We start from the raw sequence: 16876 nt of genomic DNA on the forward strand, positions 1-16876 counted from the left end.
TCTCCATGCCAGACAATATCTCTAGCAGGTGAAATGGTGAATTATAGACCAGAAATTTTTAACATCTTTAAAAAGTCTGGGTTAACAGCATATGTTTGAATTTGTAAAGTCATTGATCGGTGAGTTACATCCGGTCACACAGGCACTTATTGCTACTTGTTTTACCTGGGGAGTAACTGCATTGGGTGCCAGTGCAGTGTTTTTTTTTAAGCGTATAGACCAAAAAGTAATGGATGGCATGCTGGGCTTTGCTGCCGGAGTAATGATTGCCGCCAGCTACTGGTCATTGCTGGCTCCGGCCATAGAAATGGCTGAAGAAAGTGAGACCGCCAGTTGGGTACCTGCCGCCGGCGGTTTTTTGTTGGGCGGTGCTTTTTTGTTTGCCATAGATAAGGTACTGCCTCATTTGCATATCGGTTTTCCTCGGGAGGAGGCCGAAGGTGTAAAGACACAATGGCATCGTAGTATTTTGCTGGTTCTGGCCATTACACTGCACAACATTCCAGAAGGTCTGGCAGTAGGTGTTGCTTTTGGTGCTATTGCTGCTGATATCTCTTCTACCACTACCCTTGCCGGTGCAATAGTGCTCGCCTTGGGTATTGGTATACAAAATTTCCCTGAAGGAATTTCAGTTTCGGTACCCCTGCGTCGTGAGGGGATGAGTCGTAGAAAAAGCTTCTGGTATGGTCAGCTCTCAGGTTTTGTAGAACCGCTGGCAGGAGTGGTAGGGGCTGCTGCTGTACTGTTTTTCCAGCCTATTTTACCTTACGCGCTTTCTTTTGCTGCCGGAGCTATGATTTTTGTAGTAGTAGAAGAGCTAATACCGGAGTCGCAATACAACAAGAATACCGATATCGCTACAGTGGGCACGATGTTAGGCTTTACCATAATGATGATTCTTGATGTGGCCTTGGGTTAATATTTAGCTCCTGCTTAAGCCATTAATAAAAAATCTTTACCCTCCTGATAGCCTTTTTCTAATAAGTAGGTTCTGATTTTTTGCCGCTGCCCCCGATTGCTGACGTTAGATAAAATAAAGTGCTTACCCGGAGGCTCAATTTTACTATAATGAATGCAGGGTAGGGTAGAGGTTTTGCCTTCTACAATATCAATGTAAGCAGTTACTTCTATGCCTTTTTCTTCCAGAAAGCGAAGGCGCTGCCGACTTTTTCGGCCTGCTCCCCATACCATCACTTTTGGGTGATAAGGGTTATGCTTATGCAAGTAAGTATATAGGTATTCGGCTTTAAGTTTGTAGAATGCCTCCCAGCGGTAGCGAGAATGAGTACGAGTAAGCCGCCCAGGGCTATCGCGCCAGAAAAGAAGCTTTTGATCAATCTTATGAAAACGTACACCCTGCTCCAGCCAGCGTAACCACAACTCAAAATCTTCGGGTAGGTCTCCTGTGCGATAAGGACCGTATTGTTGGATAAGCGAATGCCTGAACATTACGCTTGGGTGTATAATGGGAGAGTCTACAAAGCGATTTAAGGCTATTTGTTCGTGAGTGAGTAAAGCATTACTCCACCTTATATAATTCCTCAGGCCGGCAGTTGTATTTTGCTGCACCGCTACCTGGCAGGCCAGTACTCCTACCTCCGCATGCTGTTCAAGATATTGGGCCTGTAAGGCCAGTCGCTGGGGAAGAGCTATATCATCCGCATCCATCCGGGCTATATACTGGCCAGAAGTATGGGCCAGACCTTTGTTCAGGGCAGCGACTAGTCCTACTTTATCTTCGTGGAGTAATCTGATTGAAGAGTTAGTGCGTACATAGTTTTGAGCGATATAAGGACTGCTGTCAGAAGAAGCGTTATCAATCAATAGTATTTCGGTAGAAGCTAAGGTCTGAGAGAGTAAGCTTTCTATAGCCGCTGCGAGGGTAGACTCAGCATTTCTGAAAGGGAGGATTACAGAGATCAGAGGTGTTGGCATAGATCAATTTAAGACTGCATGTGATGAATATAAAACTGCCCCTTATGAATTAAAGCTGTGCTTTGTCATCCAGCGGACACTAATCGCTCAACGCAAAAAGGAGTGGTTCGTTCTTATACTCAGTTTTAAACTAAAAATGATAATTTTTTCAATTTATGGAAACTTTGAATAGCGTAGACTATACAATAAGAACAGTTGAAGATGCACCAGAAGGAGCAAAAGAATTCTTAAAAGGATCAGAAAAACAGATGGGTTTTGTCCCCAATATGTATGGGGTGATGGCTAATTCGCCAGCTCTGCTTGATTCTTATTTACATGGATATAAGCTGTTTCGCAGCAAAACAAACTTCTCTTCGGTAGAGCAGGAAGTAGTTTTTCTTACCATTAGCCATGAGAATGCCTGTCATTACTGTATGGCTGCGCATAGTATTATCGCAGATACCATGTCTAAAGTACCAGAGGAAGTAACCAATGCGATTAGAGAGGGTAAAGAGATTGAAGATGCAAAACTTAATGCCCTGAGCAAGTTTACCCGCACTATGGTAGTGAAAAGAGGATGGCCTTCTGATGAAGATGTGCAGGATTTTCTGGATGCAGGCTATGAGCAGAACGATATTTTAAATATTGTACTGGCCATTAGTGTAAAGACAATTAGTAACTATAGCAACCATATCGGGCAAACTCCGGTAGATGATGCTTTTGCCTCTCGCACATGGGAAAAATAATTATTGATTAGGTTTAGTTGTGCCAGTTTGGTAGAACAGAAGCCTGAAGTAAATTACTTCAGGCTTCTTCTTTTTAAAGCACGGAAATAGGACCCCACCTGAGTTGGCAGGCCTGTTTGGTGTGACTATCTAAAGTTGTATTTCAGGCCAAAGTCCAAACCAAAGGAGTTTGGCTGGCTGCTAAAGTTGTTTCCAGATTCGGTTAAGGAGCCTAGAGAAAAGTTGTAGTATGGAGACAGCGATAATGCATAATGGCGCGCAAGTTTGTAGTTTACTCCACCACTAACTATACCGCTGTAGTAGACAGAACGAAAAGGACTCTCACCATCCGAACTTATGTTAACAGTGTTTAGCTGTCCGCTCTGGTCTGAAAGTTTGTTGTTCAGGAAAAAGTTGGCAGCTACCCCCGAACTCATATTGAATTTTACTTTTTCTCCTCCCAGGTGGTATCCTAGTTTTAAAGGAATAGAAAGGAAGGAGAAAGAATTGGTCAGTTGCTGCTTCTCACTTACATACTGTGTTTTGGTATTGGCTTCCGCACTTGCTTTGACATTGGTAGCAAGCAGAGGTATGCGCTCGCCTTGCTGAAAATCTTCTACCACCCAGCTCGTTTGGGTAGTGCTGCTAAGCTTTCCAAAGTCCAGCCCACTTTCCAGGCTCAGACGCTCACTAAGCATCAGGCCCAGGTCTACACCATAAGAGAGTGACAGCTGAGGAGTATTTTCCAGGCCACTTTCTACCGGAACACTGGATGCCTCCATGGTACGATGGTCTTTGGCCAGTTCTCCTCCCGAGCCGGAAAAATTATACATTGGAGACAAATCAGGTGAGGCCATTTCTAGTGTAGAATTGGTAGAAGTACTAAAATTCGGATCAAAATAGCTAGTGGCCAGGTTGAGCCCCGCAAAAAATCTGGTACGTTCTTTCTCTCTTTCCTCATTACTAGATGACTGAGGCACGCGGTATAGGTGGTCTATATCTTTTGCCCAGCTAAGTAATGGTTCTTCGCTTAATGCCGGTCCCAGCGAAGAGACGTAGCTTAATGCTGCATCGGCTAGGTTTTCTGCATAAGCAGCGATGGTATTACCCATACTGAGTTTTTTTTGCGGTAAAGCTTTGTCTGCAGTAGCGTGCTGACTTTTCTGATTTGAATTCTGTCCGTGCGCCTCAGAGGTGGCAGAAGAAGTAGTGCGCCTAGAACGAAGTCCCTCTTCCTGCTTATTAGAAGAAAGCGCCAACTCAGATCCTGAAAAAGTACTGGAAGCAGCAGATAAATCTTTACTGCCTGCAGTTCCGCCTTGCTCTTTAGTAGTTTCAGCTGGCTTCTGGTACGCCAGAGAAGGCTGTCCGCTTAGGTCAGGATCAACGCCCTGAGCAGATGTATTGCCCATATCTTCAGCAGATTCTGACTGTTTTAGGGCTAAAGCCTTATCTTTCTCAGCGGTATCTGTAGCTTGCTGGTTCTGGCTGCTTTCCTGCTGAGTTGCCAGTCCTTTTTCGGTAGTTTCCAGATCAGTTAGCCATGTGTAATAGCCTAGCCCGAGCAGGCAGATGATACAGGCAGCTGCTACTGCACGGTAGAATATAAACCCTTTACGATACTTACCATTCTCCTGCATGGTAAGCTGGTTATCTATGTTTTTCCACAGGTCAGCAGAAGGGGTAACCTCAGCACCTTCAAATGCATCCTTCCACTGTTCCTCAAAGGCCGATCTTTTGTCCATATTAGCCATGTTTTACCTCCCCTGTTTCAGTAATCATTTCTTTGATCAGAGACTTGGCACGTGCGTACTGCGATTTAGACGTACCCTCACTGATATTAAGCATTTCTGCAATTTCCTTGTGCTTGTAACCCTCTATTGCGTACAGGTTAAAAATAACCTGACAGCCCTGGGGCAATGTTTGTAGTAGTTTTAGTAAATCTTTATAGTTGTGGTTAGATACTGTAACATCATCATCGCCGATGTCATGCATATCTTCTATATCAAAATGTGGATAGAGATAAACACTTTTACGATGATAGTTTAAAGCAGTGTTGATGACGATTCGCTTGATCCAATAGCCTAGTGTAGACTCTTTGCGGAAAGACTCAATATTATTGAAAACCTTAACGAAGGCTTCCTGCAGTATATCTTCTGCATCTTCCCGGCTTTTGCAATAGCGTATACATACGGCGAGCATTTGTCCGGAAAACCGATCATAAAGTTCTTTCTGCATTGCTCGTTCTCCTTTGGCACAGCCGGAGACAAGCGCTTTTTCGTCATGCATGCTTACTTACATTACCAGGCTTAGGTTGACACTTGTTCTTAAGAATAAGACACAGCAAATGCACATAGCGTTGGAAAGCCCTGAAAATTATTTATGAGCTTACTACCTCTAAGAAACGAAAGATTGAAGAAGGAAAGTACTATCAGATATAAAAATGTGGAACGGTGCTTAGACTTGCTGCATAATGTTTTGAAGGTCTTCTGCCTTTAGTGGTTTGCTTAGGTATGAGGTAACCTGGCTGTAAGCATTAGCCTTATCTATATCCTGCTGATCCACAGAGGATGATACTACGTAGATGAGGGGCTGACTGCTGTATAATGGCAATTGTATAAATTCGTCCAGAAACTGCCAGCCATCCATGATAGGCATGTTAATATCTAAAAGTATTACCTCTGGTAATGGCTTCTGTTTTTCTACTCTGGACTTTAGCTCCTGAATAGCCACTTCTCCGTTTTCTAATACCAGCAAATCTTCACAGAAGCCTACGATACCCATCTGCCTTTTAGTACCGTAGACGTAGATAGGGTCGTCATCAATAACGCAGGCTAACTTTATTTTTTTCATAGGGGAAGTATATTTTAAAAGTCGTTCCACAGCCAAGTTCACTCTCAACTTCTACCTTGCCGCCCATTGCTTCTATCTGGTTTTTTGTAATAAAAAGGCCAACTCCACGGGCGTCTTTTCGGTGATGGAATGTTTTGTACAGGCCAAAGAGCTTTTCGCCATGTTTTTGTAGGTCTATGCCCAAGCCATTGTCAGTTATGTTGAGTACGACAAATTCTGACGTAGGTTTGGCAGTAATATGAATTACCGGCGTGCGTTCTTTGTGGCGGTATTTAAGCGCATTGGTTATAAAGTTGAGCAACACACTATCCAGATAAGCTGGATTAAACAGAACTTCCGTGTTAGAGGGTACCTCTAGCACGACCTGACCTTTGGTCTTGATAAGGTCTGCCTGAACGGTATTGATAGCTTTTTCCAGATAGGCATGCAGGTTAAGAGCATTTTTTGTCTCATGCGTACTATTCTGGATCTTAACAACTTCGGTAAGGTGCGTAATGGTCTCGGATAAAGATTTTGAAATAGCAGTGATACTATTTAGAAGAAAATCTTTTTCTTTTTCTTCTGTCTCGTCTTTGAAGAATTGAAGCAGCATTTCCAGGTTGCCGGAGTGTGACCGTAGGTTATGCGATACAATATGAGCAAAGTTAATCAGACGGTTGTTTTGTTCTTTTACTACTGTAAGGGTTTGTTCCAGCTTTTGCTGCGCCTTTTTTTTGGAGGTAATATCTTTGATCTGAGTTACAAAGTGGCGTGGGTTGCCATACTCATCTCTGATGAGGGAGACGGATAGCAGTACCCACACGATATGTCCTTTTTTATGGTAATATCTTTTTTCCAGGTGATAATAGTTAATTTCACCATTCAGCACCTGCTTTACATACCCCAAGTCTGCCTCCAGATCATCGGTGTGCGTTATATCCTGAAAGCTTTGGTCCAGCAGCTCCGATTCGCTATAGCCTACAATTTTGCACACCTGCGGATTTACCTTTAGCCATTCACCTTTAGGAGAGACCAGGGCTATTCCAATAGGGGCGTTATCAAAGGTCTGGCGAAACTGCTCCTCGCTACGAGCGAGTTTAAGCATCGCGTTTTTCTTTTGTGTGATGTCTGAGGTGTAAAGTAGTATACCGCCTATCTTGTCTTTTGACAGGTACCAGGGGCGTACGTCCCACGAAACCCAACGAAATTTTCCGTTCTCATCTTCAAAAAAGTCTTCGTCTTTTTGGTTATGTATGCCTCTAAGTCCTTCTCGGTGAATCTCTCTCCACTCTTCTCTAATTGCGGGAAAGAGCTCATAATGGCAAACGCCTAGTATTTTTTTGTCTTTAAGATTGTACTCTTCTATCCATTTCTGAGAAGCAGCAAGGTAGCGCATCTCATGGTCAAACATGGCAATAGCATTTGGGCATTGCTCTACAAAGATTCTGTTGCGGTCAAGGCTGTGCTTAATTTTTATCTCTGTGTTTTTCTTCTCATCAATATCCTGAAAGACTCCATAAATTCGGACACATTCGCCGTTAGAAAATTCCGGAAAACCTATTGCCCTCACCCATAAAGGCTTATTGCTAGCGGTAACAATCTGAAGTTCTACATCAAAAGGCTTACCTTTTTCAATAGCCGCAGATACCGCCCTGCTAATAGTATCTCTGTGTTCACCTGCCTGGTAAAAGTTAATAGCTTCGGATAGCTTAGGTCTATAGTTCTGGTCAACCTCATGAATTTCTTTAGTGACTTTGCTCCAGGTTAATGTCTGAAACTCCAGGTTCATCTCCCAACTGCCTACCCTTGCCAGTTCGTTGGTTTTATCCAGCAGTTCTTTGTAATAAGCAAGTTGTAGGGCATTATTTTTCCGTTCCGTAATATCTTGTACGTAGCCGGTTATCCAGATCGGGCTTCCATCTTCAGCCCATTCGTTTACTTTACCGCTAACCTCAATCCATACCCACTTAAAACTCATGTGATGCATGCGAACTTCACACTTATAAAACTCTTCTTCTCCTTTCAGGTGCTTTTCCAGCTGAGTAGCTACTATAGCTCTGTCTTCTGGGTGCAGCATTTTATCAAAGTCTGAAATTTTAATTACTTGTCCCTCTACCCAGGGCATACCCAGAATATCCGCCCAGCGTTCATTCAGTATGACATCACCATTTTGCATATTCCACTCCCAGGTACCAATATTAGCTCCCCTGAGTATGCTTTGCAGCCTTTCGTTTTTTCTTCTCAGCCTTTCTTCTGCCTGTTTTAGTGAGGTGATATCTATATGGTGGGCTACCAATTTAGTAGGGCGCTGATCGTCGCCCCAGGATTGCACAGAAAGATTCATTGAAGCCCATACTTCGGAATTGACCTTGTGGCTGTATTTTATTTCGGTAGGCATATTGGGTTTGTATTGTTCCTTTTGTATTGAAGACCAATATTTTGTGATACGCTCTAAATCCTCGGGATAGAGAATAAGATCTTGAATTTGAAGGATGTCGCAGCTTTCTTCCGCCTGATAACCTAGCATAGACTTAAAGTCGTGACTTAGGTATAGTATGTTATCAGGTATGTTCCACTCCCAGTAGTTAGTACATATAGATGCGGCGTCATCTCTAAGCATATTCTCCATTGAGTTGAGAGTATTTGGGGTAGCCTAAGTATTTATGTATACAAAGATTATACATAATGAGAGTAAAATGATAGTATTATGTTAGATTTTTTTACATAAGACTAGTTGATATTACCTATCAAATACTGTAATAAAATAAAGATATAATGACTTAAACTATGTAAGTATTTTAAGTAAAATAATAAGAGAATGAAGCTGATGGGTCTTCATGAAAATAAATGCCAGGCTGTACTTAGGCTAAATACAGAATCTAAGGTGTAAGATTTGACTAGGAGTTATTGATTAGTAGGAGGCTTTGTAATCTATTTTGAGCTCAACCTTGTTGACGCTGTCTTTTTCTACTTTTGTTACTTGTACGTACCCATTGCCATCAAAAAGATTGGCATACAGGCCCTGAGGTTCTTCTACCAGAAGAGAGTAGCTGCCTGTATCCAGAGCAACGCTAAAGTGACCTGAACTATCACTGTTTACCACTTTTACCGCAGGCTGCTTCGGTTTCTTAAAAAAACCTGCTTCGTACTCAAGCTCATCACGTTGCAAAACATTGTAAACATATACTTTGCGTTGAATTCCTTTAGGCTTGGGAGATTTATGGCTCTGGCCTATGCCCGGCATCTGGTTGCCTTCTACCCAGAGTACCTGTCCTACAATTCCCTGCCTTATAGCTTGGGTTTCTTCTTCGGGTAGGGGCTTGAAGTCAAGGCTGCCCAGGTCATTACGTAGCCTTTGCATAAAAGCATCGCCAGGGTCACTTTTCTCGGTGAGGTAGTCAGGATCCTGTTCCAACCACAGTGGATGGTTTTTAAAGCGTTGGTATTCGTGGTGGCCAATGAGGTAATCTATATCATACTTTTTCGTTAAGTAGCGAATCAGCTTTTTGTTGGCCTCATACTGAGCTTCTGTAAGCGGCGTATCTTCTCCATTGCCCACATTTTCTATTCCGATAGCGGTATGGTTAAGCCCAATGACGTGTCGTCCCATCAGAGTATCGGACATTAGTTGGTAGATGGTGCCATCCTGATCTATGAGGTAAGGTACTGAAACATTCAGCGCGCCGCCACTGGAAATACCTGTACGAAAAGAAGGGAGTCTGCTCTCATAAAACGCATTAAAGGAGCCTTCCAGGGTAGGTATAGCTGTCCAGTGTACTACTATCATACGGGGAGTTATGCCAGGTTCCTCAGCTTCTATGCCGTAGTGTTCTTTCATATAAGCCAGAGAAAGTGCTCTTCTTTCATCATCAAAGACGATAGGCTTTTCAACGATCTCAATAGATTGGCTGCCGGCACATGCGCAGCAGAAAAGAGCAATGGCTATAAAAAGACGAGAGGTATGCATACACGTATTCGGTAAAAACAGAATACGAATTAGCGAATTTTCCTTACAAATTTGAAATTAAGATTGAAGGAATATAAATAGCGCCGGCTTTGGCTAAAATGATCTTCTAAGGGAGTAAGCATAATCTTACTAATGGCTTCCAGGCCTATAGCGGTTTGGGGATCTACTTTTCCTTCTATACCTATGCCGCCAATCGCACCCAGATTATGCTGCACTTTGCTTTTAAGGTAAGGCTGTGAGAGCAATTGTATTGTTTCAGCGCTGGCTTCACCACTGCGGGTACTTACTTTGTTTTTTTCATAGAGAAGTAGGCTATTAGTGATACCGAGCAGTGGGTAGAGCTCAAACTTGTCGTTCTGCATTACGCTATACGTGAGGTAAAAAGGTAGCTCCAGGTAGTCTTGTACAAAGTCAATAGTGTAACGGCGATTGAGGTCCGAAGCCTGATATACCGCAGAAACATGAATATTTGAAAAGCCTTTCTGAGAGTAATTAATAGCGGTGGCAATATCTAGCCTCTTGCTCACACTTTTTTGGAGGCCAAACCCAAAATCAAAGACATACATAGACTTCTCTCCTAATTGTACCGTCTGAGCATAATCGCTGAGCGCCTGCTGCTGAGCTAAACGATAAGAAATGCCGGGAGCCACATGCAAACTCCAGCTTAACTCCTGCGCTGAAACCGGAAGAGCAAATAATATGAGTGAGAGCAGTGGTATAAATTTCTTCATACAGAAGCATGTTTAGGCTGAGGCTAACTTGCTGAATATACCACTTTTTTGAAACTAATCTTAGTAGAAGTCTTCTGATATTTATATAAAGTAATAGGAGGCAATGGCATACCAGAATTTCATGGTCTGGTCTATAACATAGGCAGAGTGCTCTTCTTCTTTCCACCAGTAATCAGCAGCATCCTGGTGAGAACCCGAAGAAGATATTACACCTAGTTTAACCCTATCGGGCAGGGCCTTACGAAAAAGCAACCAGCTGCGGCGGGCATGAAGGTGCTCAGAAATTAAATTGACACGTAGTTCTTCCTGTACATATTCTTCCATCCACTCCGCTACTGCATCTGCGGTAGTATAGGTTTTGTTGTATTTAACACGAGGGGCATCAATAATTTGTATTTGTTCTGCTGGTACTCCATGTTCAATCAGAATATCGGCGGAGGAGCCTGCTCTACTCTTATGCACAGCCTGGAGGCGCTCTCCATCTATCTTTCCTCTGTCGTAGTGCACCAGAGAAGTACGGTTGGGTATAAACGTACTATCCAGGTATAGACTATGTATGTATACATTTCTGTCTTTCTGCTCCTCAAAGTCATAAAAGTCATTCGTAAAGATAACTTTAATCTGCTGTATACTATCAGAGTTTAGGGTTAAGGGGAATGAATATGCCTGGAGTTGAGCTTTGGTTTCTACTTCTCCCAAAGTATCAGTATCAGCCATAAGCAGCAATTTTCCGTGCTCTCCACCTACCATTGGGCTGTGTGCCCAGACTGTTACGGTATTATAAGCAGGCATATTCATTTGTCCTACCTCATACACCAGTCCGCCTTTGGAGTGAAGATAAAATTCGTTTTCAAGATTAATGCTTGCAGTAATTATTTTTTTATACTTACCCTGGTGGTAAAGCTCGGCAGCATGTTTTAAAGTGTTTTCTGATACCCAGCCTTCTACAATTAATACTTCTGCATCGGACAGGGGGGCATTCATAGAGAGGAAGTTATACCAGTTGGGGGCGAAAAGTCGGGCTAATCCTGCCAATGCAAGCAGTAAAAATATGCCGAAAAAGAGCTTTTTTAACATACTAGAAAGTAATCAAAAAGTGTTCTATTGCTTGTAATGCCTGCAACAAAGTTTGTTAGGCTTTACCTGCATACAAAACAAATATTTTTAAATTACGCGCTTAGTAAAAAATTGGTTTTATGAGTAAAGAAAAAAGACGCATGGGTATACATGCGCTCTACAGCCTAAATCCTGCCAAAGCAGACCGTTTACTTTGGGGGAGAAGTTGTGATCCTGCGAGCAGAAGAGGATTTTTAAAGAAAAGTGCCCTGGCGGCTATGAGTTCTGTATTAGGTGGAAAAATCGTGTACGCTAATCAGATGCCTGAAGGACTGATTCCTGCGGCTTTGGCAGACACTACTGAGGCCTTTCAGTTAGAAGGTAAGCACCCTGACTTGGTAGTACTTAACGACCGCCCCTGGAATGTAGAGACCCCACCGCATTTGCTGGATGATGAGGTTACTACAGCAGAAACACTTTTTGTGCGTAACAATGGTATACCTCCCCGCGAAATTGACCTGAACACATGGACATTAACTATAGAAGGTGAGTCTGCCAAACAAAGCAAAACCTACAGTCTGCAAGAGCTTAAAGACAAATTTAAGCACTATACTTACCAGCTTACTATTGAATGTGGTGGAAACGGCCGCAATGAGTTTAACCCTCCGGCCAAAGGTAACCAGTGGAGTACGGGTGCGGTAGGTTGCCCTGAATGGACAGGTGTGCGCCTGAAAGATGTTCTGGAGGATGTGGGGATTAAAGATGATGCAGTATATATTGGTTATTATGGTCGTGACGTACATATCAGCAATGACCCTGACAAAGTGGTTATCTCGCGTGGGGTGCCTATGCACAAAGCGCTGGAAGATGAAGCCTTGATTGCCTGGGCCATGAATGGAGAGGACCTGCCCTTGATGAATGGTTATCCTTTACGATTAGTATTTGGAGGCTGGCCTGCCTCAACTTCAGGAAAATGGCTGAGCAAAATTGTGATAAGAAACAAAGTGCATGATGGTCCTAAAATGGGAGGTGATTCTTATCGGGTGCCCTGTAAGCCAGTAGCTCCCGGTTCTAAAGTGCCAGACGATCAAATGTGCATAATTGAATCTATGCCCGTCAAGTCTCTGATTACCTACCCTAAAACCGGAGCCAAAATTAAAGAAGGTCGTAAACTGGATATTCGCGGACATGCTTGGGCAGGAGATTTGTCAGTTCAGTCTGTTGATTATTCTATAGATTTTGGAGCAAGCTGGCAGCCTTGTCAGTTGCGTAAACCTAAAAATCGTATGGCCTGGCAGCATTTTAGCGCACAGCTAGACTTTCCTGAAAAAGGCTATTATGAAGTATGGGCCAGGGCCACAGATAGCGAAGGGCAAATGCAGCCTATGTTAGTGCCTGGCTGGAATCCCAAGGGGTATCTGAATAACGCCTGTCATCGCATAGCGGTTATGGTAGAGTAAAAAAATAAGATGAGCATGATTAGAAAGACTACAATACCTGCTGCACTTTTGTTCTTTGCTATTGCTGTACTCTTAAGTTATTGTCAGCAGCCTGAGAACAAGCGTGAGACTGAACAGGAGGAAGATACTGTAAGCGTAAATGCTAGTGATAGCCTGGATGCGGCTACTGGCCTGGTGATAGATGATGCACTACCTCTGGTAATTGGCAATTGTACCGCCTGTCATTCTGCTAAGCTAATTACACAAAACAGAGCTAGCAGAGAAGGTTGGAAAAACATGATTGTATGGATGCAGGAAACCCAGAAGCTATGGGATCTTGGAGAAAATGAAGATCAGATTCTGGATTATCTGGCAGAGCATTATGCACCAGAAGCCGAGGGCAGACGAAAAAACCTGGAGAATATTGAATGGTATGATTTGAAATAGCCATATAAAATTTGGTATAATGGAATATGCTCTATTTAATTTAAAATTAATATAGAGCTTCCATAACATTTTGGTCTAGGAGACCCTTATATAGATGTTATGGAAACTAAAAGACCATATTTTATTTTTTTTACCAGTACTTTCATTCTTTTTTTTAGTGCGTGTACAGAAATTAACCAGAGTGTATCTTCGGTAGAGCTAAGCAAAGACAGCACACGAAGAGCACCCAAAGCAAAAGCCGCAGATAAAAGTATGCTGAGCGCTATTATGGGCTTCTTTGACACTGCTCAGGGGCAGCAGAACTCTGAAGACAGCGATACCTATGCGATTGGTTACCTGGATAGTGCTGCCAACAATCTGTTTACTATTCCAATAGATACTTTTAGCGTTAATCCTTATGGGTTTCAAAAGGATGAGCTGATAAGCTACCCTGATTCGGTATACCAACAGCGATTTAACAATATTACCTCTGACCTGGAGCTTACTTACAACTCACATGTAGAAAACTTTATTGACCTCTATGCCATACGAAAAAAAGATCTGACAGAGCGCATGATGGGTAAAAGCATGCTCTACTTTCCTTACATAGAGCAGGTGCTGATGGAAGAAAAATTACCTCAGGAACTTAAGTATCTAACCATGGTTGAGTCCGCACTACATGCCACTGCCAGTTCTCATATGGAAGCAGTCGGATTGTGGCAGATTCGTTATAATACGGGTAGATGGCTGGGTATGCAGATTAACGATTATCTGGATGAAAGAAGAGACCCCTATGTTTCTACACAGACTGCCGTAAAGTACCTGAAGAAACTATACAGCATGTACGGTAACTGGCCTATGGCACTAGCTGCATACAATAGCGGTCCAGGCAATGTAAATAAAGCAATCATAAGAGCAGGCAGAAGCAAAAACTACTGGAAAATAAGAAAGTATTTACCCAGCGAAACTCGTAGCTATGTACCTGCATTTATGGCTTTAGTATACCTTAACCGTTACTCTAAAGAACACAACTTGAGACCTCAGTTGCCTGAGTTGCCTTTTCAGGCGGTGGATACAGTACGTCTTTATCATGAAGTTGACTTTGAAGAATTATCTGATGTATTGGCATTAGAACAGGAACACCTGGAGTTTCTAAATCCAGCTTTAACCAAGAAAATAGTTCCGGCTTCACGAGATGGCTGGCCTTTGGTACTGCCGCTAAACAAAATTGCTGCTTTTGAAAGTGAATATCAGAGTCTGATAGCAGGTTATGTATCTGACGATGAAATAGCTACTACAGCCCAGGTGCTTAAACAACGTAAAGAAATTGTACCCAACGCGCCTGACCTGAAGCTTATTGAGCACAAAGTAAAGCGCGGGCAGACCATGATTGGCATTGCAGCCCGCTATGGAGTAAGTATCAGGCAGATCAGAGACTGGAATGCTATGCACGATAATGTAATTCGTTCAGGCCAATCTCTGAAAATATATGTGCCTGAATCACAATACGCTCGCTCTCGCTATTGATTAACTTTTTTCTTTGAGCTGCCCGCTACACGCAGCAGAAGTATAATTCCGGCAATTATTAGAGGAATACTAAGCCACTGCCCCATATTGAGTGGGATAGAGTCTTCAAAGCCAACCTGATTTTCTTTAAAGTATTCGTGTACAAAACGAAGACCAAACAGTATAACCAAAAATAAGCCCAGCAGTAAACCTTCAGGTGTTTTGCTTCTCATCTTATACCAGATTAGCAAAAGAAAAACAAAGATGAGGAAGGAAGTGCCAGACTCATACAGCTGCGCCGGATGGCGAGGTACGCCATAAGTATATACTTTAGCTACAAAAGCTCCACGATCTTGCTCCAAAGTGTAATTGAGCGGTGTGCCTGCTGGTTCATATACATGCTTACGGATACTCTGATAGTTGGTGAACAGGCTTTTTACTCTACTTTCCAGATAGCTGCGGATCTCATCTTCAGCATAACCCATATTTCTAAAACGAATGGTAAAGGTAATTGGGCGATACTTATCGGGTTCGGTAAGAGATGCCTCAGCATTCGCGGTTTCGGGCCTACTTTCGTCATCGCTGTCTACTTCAACATCTTCTACTGCCTGGCTGCTACGTAGAATAGCCTCTTTGGCATCCCAGGCAAAGACTACACCATAGTCGCTATGTGTAGGCAGTCCTTCAATTTCAGAGTTCATAAAATTGCCGAAGCGAATTAGTGCTCCTGTCATGGCTACTACAATCACGATTCGGTCTACCACCCAAAGAAAGCTTTGTCCGGGGCGCTTTCTCTTTTGGAAGACACTTTTTGATTTGCCTAAACCAATGCGAATATCGTAGTTGCTGTAGAGAAAAAGAGCAAACAAAATTCCAAAAGCTGCCCCGTGGCTGGCTAGCCCACCTTCCCATATTTTGAGTATGTCTATAGGATTAGCAAGGTAGCGAGCCGGTTCGTAAAAGAACACATGCCCCAGGCGGGCTCCTAGTATGGTAGCAATCACCATATATACGGTCAGCGTTTCTACGTCTGACTCCTTATGCCCTTCGGCCTTAAAAATACGAAACAGTATTTGCTGAGAAATAAGAAAGCCACTGGCAAAGAGCAGACCGTACCAACGTATGCTTAAACTTCCAATTTCCAAGAGTTCCGGATCAGCCGTCCAGACCATATAATTTATCAATGACATAGTCTAATAGTTTGCAGCAAAGATAGTTTTTTTGTCCAAACTGTCATGAGGCAGGCAGTATTTAGGCAACTGTTATGGATTTAGGCTTTTGGCAACGCCCAGAGTACTGGCTGAGCTGGGTGTATGTATTAATTCGTAAAGGGTTTTACCTTTGCTACTGATAAACCTGATATCCATCTGCTCATCACAAATTTCAATATAGGCGAAGCCTTGCTCACCTATACTAAACAATGTCATCTCTTTCTGGTCTGCTTCTCTTACTTCGGAGCCAGCCCCAGATACTAGATAGATAGTCTGCCCATCAGGTTTTTGTAGCTGCAAATCGTGTTCGTGACCACAGAGGTAGGCATCTACGCCGTACTCTTCAAAGAGGGGTAAAAAGTGTTTTACGAGCTCTTCGGAGTCTCCATGCATAGGGCTGGACGAAAATACCGGATGGTGTCCAATCACAATTTTCCATTGCGCCTGACTTTCTTCCAGCGTTTGTTTGAGCCAGCTGAGCTGTTCTTCAGGTTTTTGAGAAAAAACGTCAGGGTGGTCTTCAGTCTCCCAATATTCGCCAATAAATGGGGTAGTATCGGTAAAAATTAGGTGTACATCACTCTTGTCACTTAGCTGCATTATCTGGCTGTAGTAGCGGGCAGGCATTTTCCAGCGTTGGCTTTGCATGCTATAGCGTATCTGTGCCAGGGTATTACTACGATAGTCATGATTGCCCAGTACTGCGTACCAGGGAATCTGAAGCGCATGTTGGTGGTATACTTTCTCAAAGCTTATTTGCCAGAGTGGGTCGTGGGTGCTTTCTACGCCATTCTCATAAAAATTATCTCCGGTAGAGATGATAAACTCGGCATTTAGCTGTTCTGCCTGATGCGCCAGTTGAGATGCGGTAGCGTATTGCTCTATGGAGCCTTCTCTTCCCCAGTCACCAATAACTAAGAAACGAAGGCTTTGCTGATTTGTAACGTCCAGAATATCTGTGATTTGAAAGTTTAAAATTAAAGCTAAACACTAATAGGCAAAGGATAAAAGGTATCAGATTAAATTTTGATTAATTCTAAAGCCGGGCAAAAATTAGAATCAACTTTTA

At 42.9% G+C, this 16876-nt stretch carries 15 protein-coding genes; 5 read left to right on the forward strand and 10 right to left on the reverse strand.

Annotated features, from left to right (window positions below):
* Positions 1-91 precede the first annotated feature (91 nt).
* A complete protein-coding gene (locus PZB74_RS12825; RefSeq protein WP_302236596.1) occupies positions 92-919 on the forward strand; it encodes a ZIP family metal transporter in 828 nt (275 codons plus the stop codon).
* Positions 920-933: 14 nt separating this feature from the next.
* On the opposite strand, the gene PZB74_RS12830 is transcribed toward PZB74_RS12825, so the two are convergent.
* Positions 934-1935, reverse strand: coding sequence for a glycosyltransferase family 2 protein (locus PZB74_RS12830; RefSeq protein ID WP_302236598.1), 1002 nt, complete (start codon positions 1933-1935; stop codon positions 934-936).
* A 155-nt stretch (positions 1936-2090) separates the two neighbouring features.
* Between PZB74_RS12830 and PZB74_RS12835 the strand changes: the two genes are divergently transcribed.
* Positions 2091-2660, forward strand: a complete 570-nt coding sequence (locus PZB74_RS12835; protein WP_302236600.1) for a carboxymuconolactone decarboxylase family protein — start codon at positions 2091-2093, stop codon at positions 2658-2660.
* Positions 2661-2785: 125 nt separating this feature from the next.
* On the opposite strand, the gene PZB74_RS12840 is transcribed toward PZB74_RS12835, so the two are convergent.
* The 7 genes from PZB74_RS12840 to PZB74_RS12870 form a co-directional block, all read right to left on the reverse strand.
* Positions 2786-4384 carry a hypothetical protein gene (locus tag PZB74_RS12840; protein ID WP_302236603.1) on the reverse strand — a complete coding sequence of 533 codons (1599 nt, stop codon included), beginning with the start codon at positions 4382-4384 and terminating at the stop codon, positions 2786-2788.
* 1 nt (position 4385) lies between these two features.
* A complete protein-coding gene (locus PZB74_RS12845; RefSeq protein WP_302236604.1) occupies positions 4386-4928 on the reverse strand; it encodes an RNA polymerase sigma factor in 543 nt (180 codons plus the stop codon).
* Between the two features lie 168 nt (positions 4929-5096).
* Positions 5097-5492, reverse strand: a complete 396-nt coding sequence (locus tag PZB74_RS12850; RefSeq protein WP_302236606.1) for a response regulator — start codon at positions 5490-5492, stop codon at positions 5097-5099.
* Positions 5461-8100, reverse strand: coding sequence for a PAS domain-containing protein (locus tag PZB74_RS12855; protein ID WP_302236608.1), 2640 nt, complete (start codon positions 8098-8100; stop codon positions 5461-5463). Before PZB74_RS12855 ends, PZB74_RS12850 begins: the two co-directional genes overlap by 32 nt.
* Before the next feature lie 282 nt (positions 8101-8382).
* Positions 8383-9438 carry an N-acetylmuramoyl-L-alanine amidase gene (locus tag PZB74_RS12860; protein ID WP_302236610.1) on the reverse strand — a complete coding sequence of 352 codons (1056 nt, stop codon included), beginning with the start codon at positions 9436-9438 and terminating at the stop codon, positions 8383-8385.
* A gap of 29 nt (positions 9439-9467) precedes the next feature.
* Positions 9468-10169, reverse strand: a complete 702-nt coding sequence (locus PZB74_RS12865; protein WP_302236612.1) for a porin family protein — start codon at positions 10167-10169, stop codon at positions 9468-9470.
* 81 nt (positions 10170-10250) lie between these two features.
* A complete protein-coding gene (locus PZB74_RS12870; protein WP_302236614.1) occupies positions 10251-11246 on the reverse strand; it encodes a carbohydrate-binding domain-containing protein in 996 nt (331 codons plus the stop codon).
* Between the two features lie 257 nt (positions 11247-11503).
* Here PZB74_RS12870 and PZB74_RS12875 point away from each other — a divergent pair, with 257 nt between their 5' ends.
* The 3 genes from PZB74_RS12875 to PZB74_RS12885 all read left to right on the forward strand — a co-directional run bounded on the left by PZB74_RS12875 (position 11504) and on the right by PZB74_RS12885 (position 14617).
* Positions 11504-12685, forward strand: coding sequence for a sulfite oxidase (locus PZB74_RS12875; protein ID WP_302242798.1), 1182 nt, complete (start codon positions 11504-11506; stop codon positions 12683-12685).
* Between the two features lie 15 nt (positions 12686-12700).
* Complete coding sequence (locus PZB74_RS12880; RefSeq protein WP_302236616.1) at positions 12701-13111, forward strand: hypothetical protein; 411 nt, start codon at positions 12701-12703, stop codon at positions 13109-13111.
* A 99-nt stretch (positions 13112-13210) separates the two neighbouring features.
* A complete protein-coding gene (locus PZB74_RS12885; protein ID WP_302236618.1) occupies positions 13211-14617 on the forward strand; it encodes a lytic transglycosylase domain-containing protein in 1407 nt (468 codons plus the stop codon).
* Here PZB74_RS12885 and PZB74_RS12890 read toward each other — a convergent pair.
* Both PZB74_RS12890 and PZB74_RS12895 read right to left on the reverse strand, forming a co-directional pair.
* On the reverse strand, positions 14611-15786 hold the full coding sequence (locus PZB74_RS12890; RefSeq protein WP_302236619.1) for a prolipoprotein diacylglyceryl transferase: 1176 nt from the start codon (positions 15784-15786) through the stop codon (positions 14611-14613). The two genes, PZB74_RS12885 and PZB74_RS12890, sit on opposite strands and share 7 nt — an antisense overlap.
* Before the next feature lie 72 nt (positions 15787-15858).
* On the reverse strand, positions 15859-16785 hold the full coding sequence (locus tag PZB74_RS12895) for a purple acid phosphatase family protein (RefSeq protein WP_367281481.1): 927 nt from the start codon (positions 16783-16785) through the stop codon (positions 15859-15861).
* Between the last annotated feature and the right edge of the window lie 91 nt (positions 16786-16876).

Source organism: Porifericola rhodea (assembly GCF_030506305.1).
Taxonomy (GTDB): Bacteria; Bacteroidota; Bacteroidia; order Cytophagales; family Cyclobacteriaceae; genus Catalinimonas; species Catalinimonas rhodea.

What these genes read in the sequence shown, in the direction of transcription:
- PZB74_RS12830 (WP_302236598.1), bottom strand. Translation starts at nt 1,935, where the DNA reads ATGCCAACACCTCTGATCTCTGTAATCCTCCCTTTCAGAAATGCTGAG.
- PZB74_RS12850 (WP_302236606.1), bottom strand. Translation starts at nt 5,492, where the DNA reads ATGAAAAAAATAAAGTTAGCCTGCGTTATTGATGACGACCCTATCTAC.
- PZB74_RS12885 (WP_302236618.1), top strand. Translation starts at nt 13,211, where the DNA reads ATGGAAACTAAAAGACCATATTTTATTTTTTTTACCAGTACTTTCATT.
- PZB74_RS12865 (WP_302236612.1), bottom strand. Translation starts at nt 10,169, where the DNA reads ATGAAGAAATTTATACCACTGCTCTCACTCATATTATTTGCTCTTCCG.
- PZB74_RS12860 (WP_302236610.1), bottom strand. Translation starts at nt 9,438, where the DNA reads ATGCATACCTCTCGTCTTTTTATAGCCATTGCTCTTTTCTGCTGCGCA.
- PZB74_RS12840 (WP_302236603.1), bottom strand. Translation starts at nt 4,384, where the DNA reads ATGGACAAAAGATCGGCCTTTGAGGAACAGTGGAAGGATGCATTTGAA.
- PZB74_RS12890 (WP_302236619.1), bottom strand. Translation starts at nt 15,786, where the DNA reads ATGTCATTGATAAATTATATGGTCTGGACGGCTGATCCGGAACTCTTG.
- PZB74_RS12875 (WP_302242798.1), top strand. Translation starts at nt 11,504, where the DNA reads ATGAGTTCTGTATTAGGTGGAAAAATCGTGTACGCTAATCAGATGCCT.
- PZB74_RS12825 (WP_302236596.1), top strand. Translation starts at nt 92, where the DNA reads ATGTTTGAATTTGTAAAGTCATTGATCGGTGAGTTACATCCGGTCACA.
- PZB74_RS12835 (WP_302236600.1), top strand. Translation starts at nt 2,091, where the DNA reads ATGGAAACTTTGAATAGCGTAGACTATACAATAAGAACAGTTGAAGAT.
- PZB74_RS12870 (WP_302236614.1), bottom strand. Translation starts at nt 11,246, where the DNA reads ATGTTAAAAAAGCTCTTTTTCGGCATATTTTTACTGCTTGCATTGGCA.
- PZB74_RS12880 (WP_302236616.1), top strand. Translation starts at nt 12,701, where the DNA reads ATGATTAGAAAGACTACAATACCTGCTGCACTTTTGTTCTTTGCTATT.
- PZB74_RS12855 (WP_302236608.1), bottom strand. Translation starts at nt 8,100, where the DNA reads ATGGAGAATATGCTTAGAGATGACGCCGCATCTATATGTACTAACTAC.
- PZB74_RS12845 (WP_302236604.1), bottom strand. Translation starts at nt 4,928, where the DNA reads ATGCATGACGAAAAAGCGCTTGTCTCCGGCTGTGCCAAAGGAGAACGA.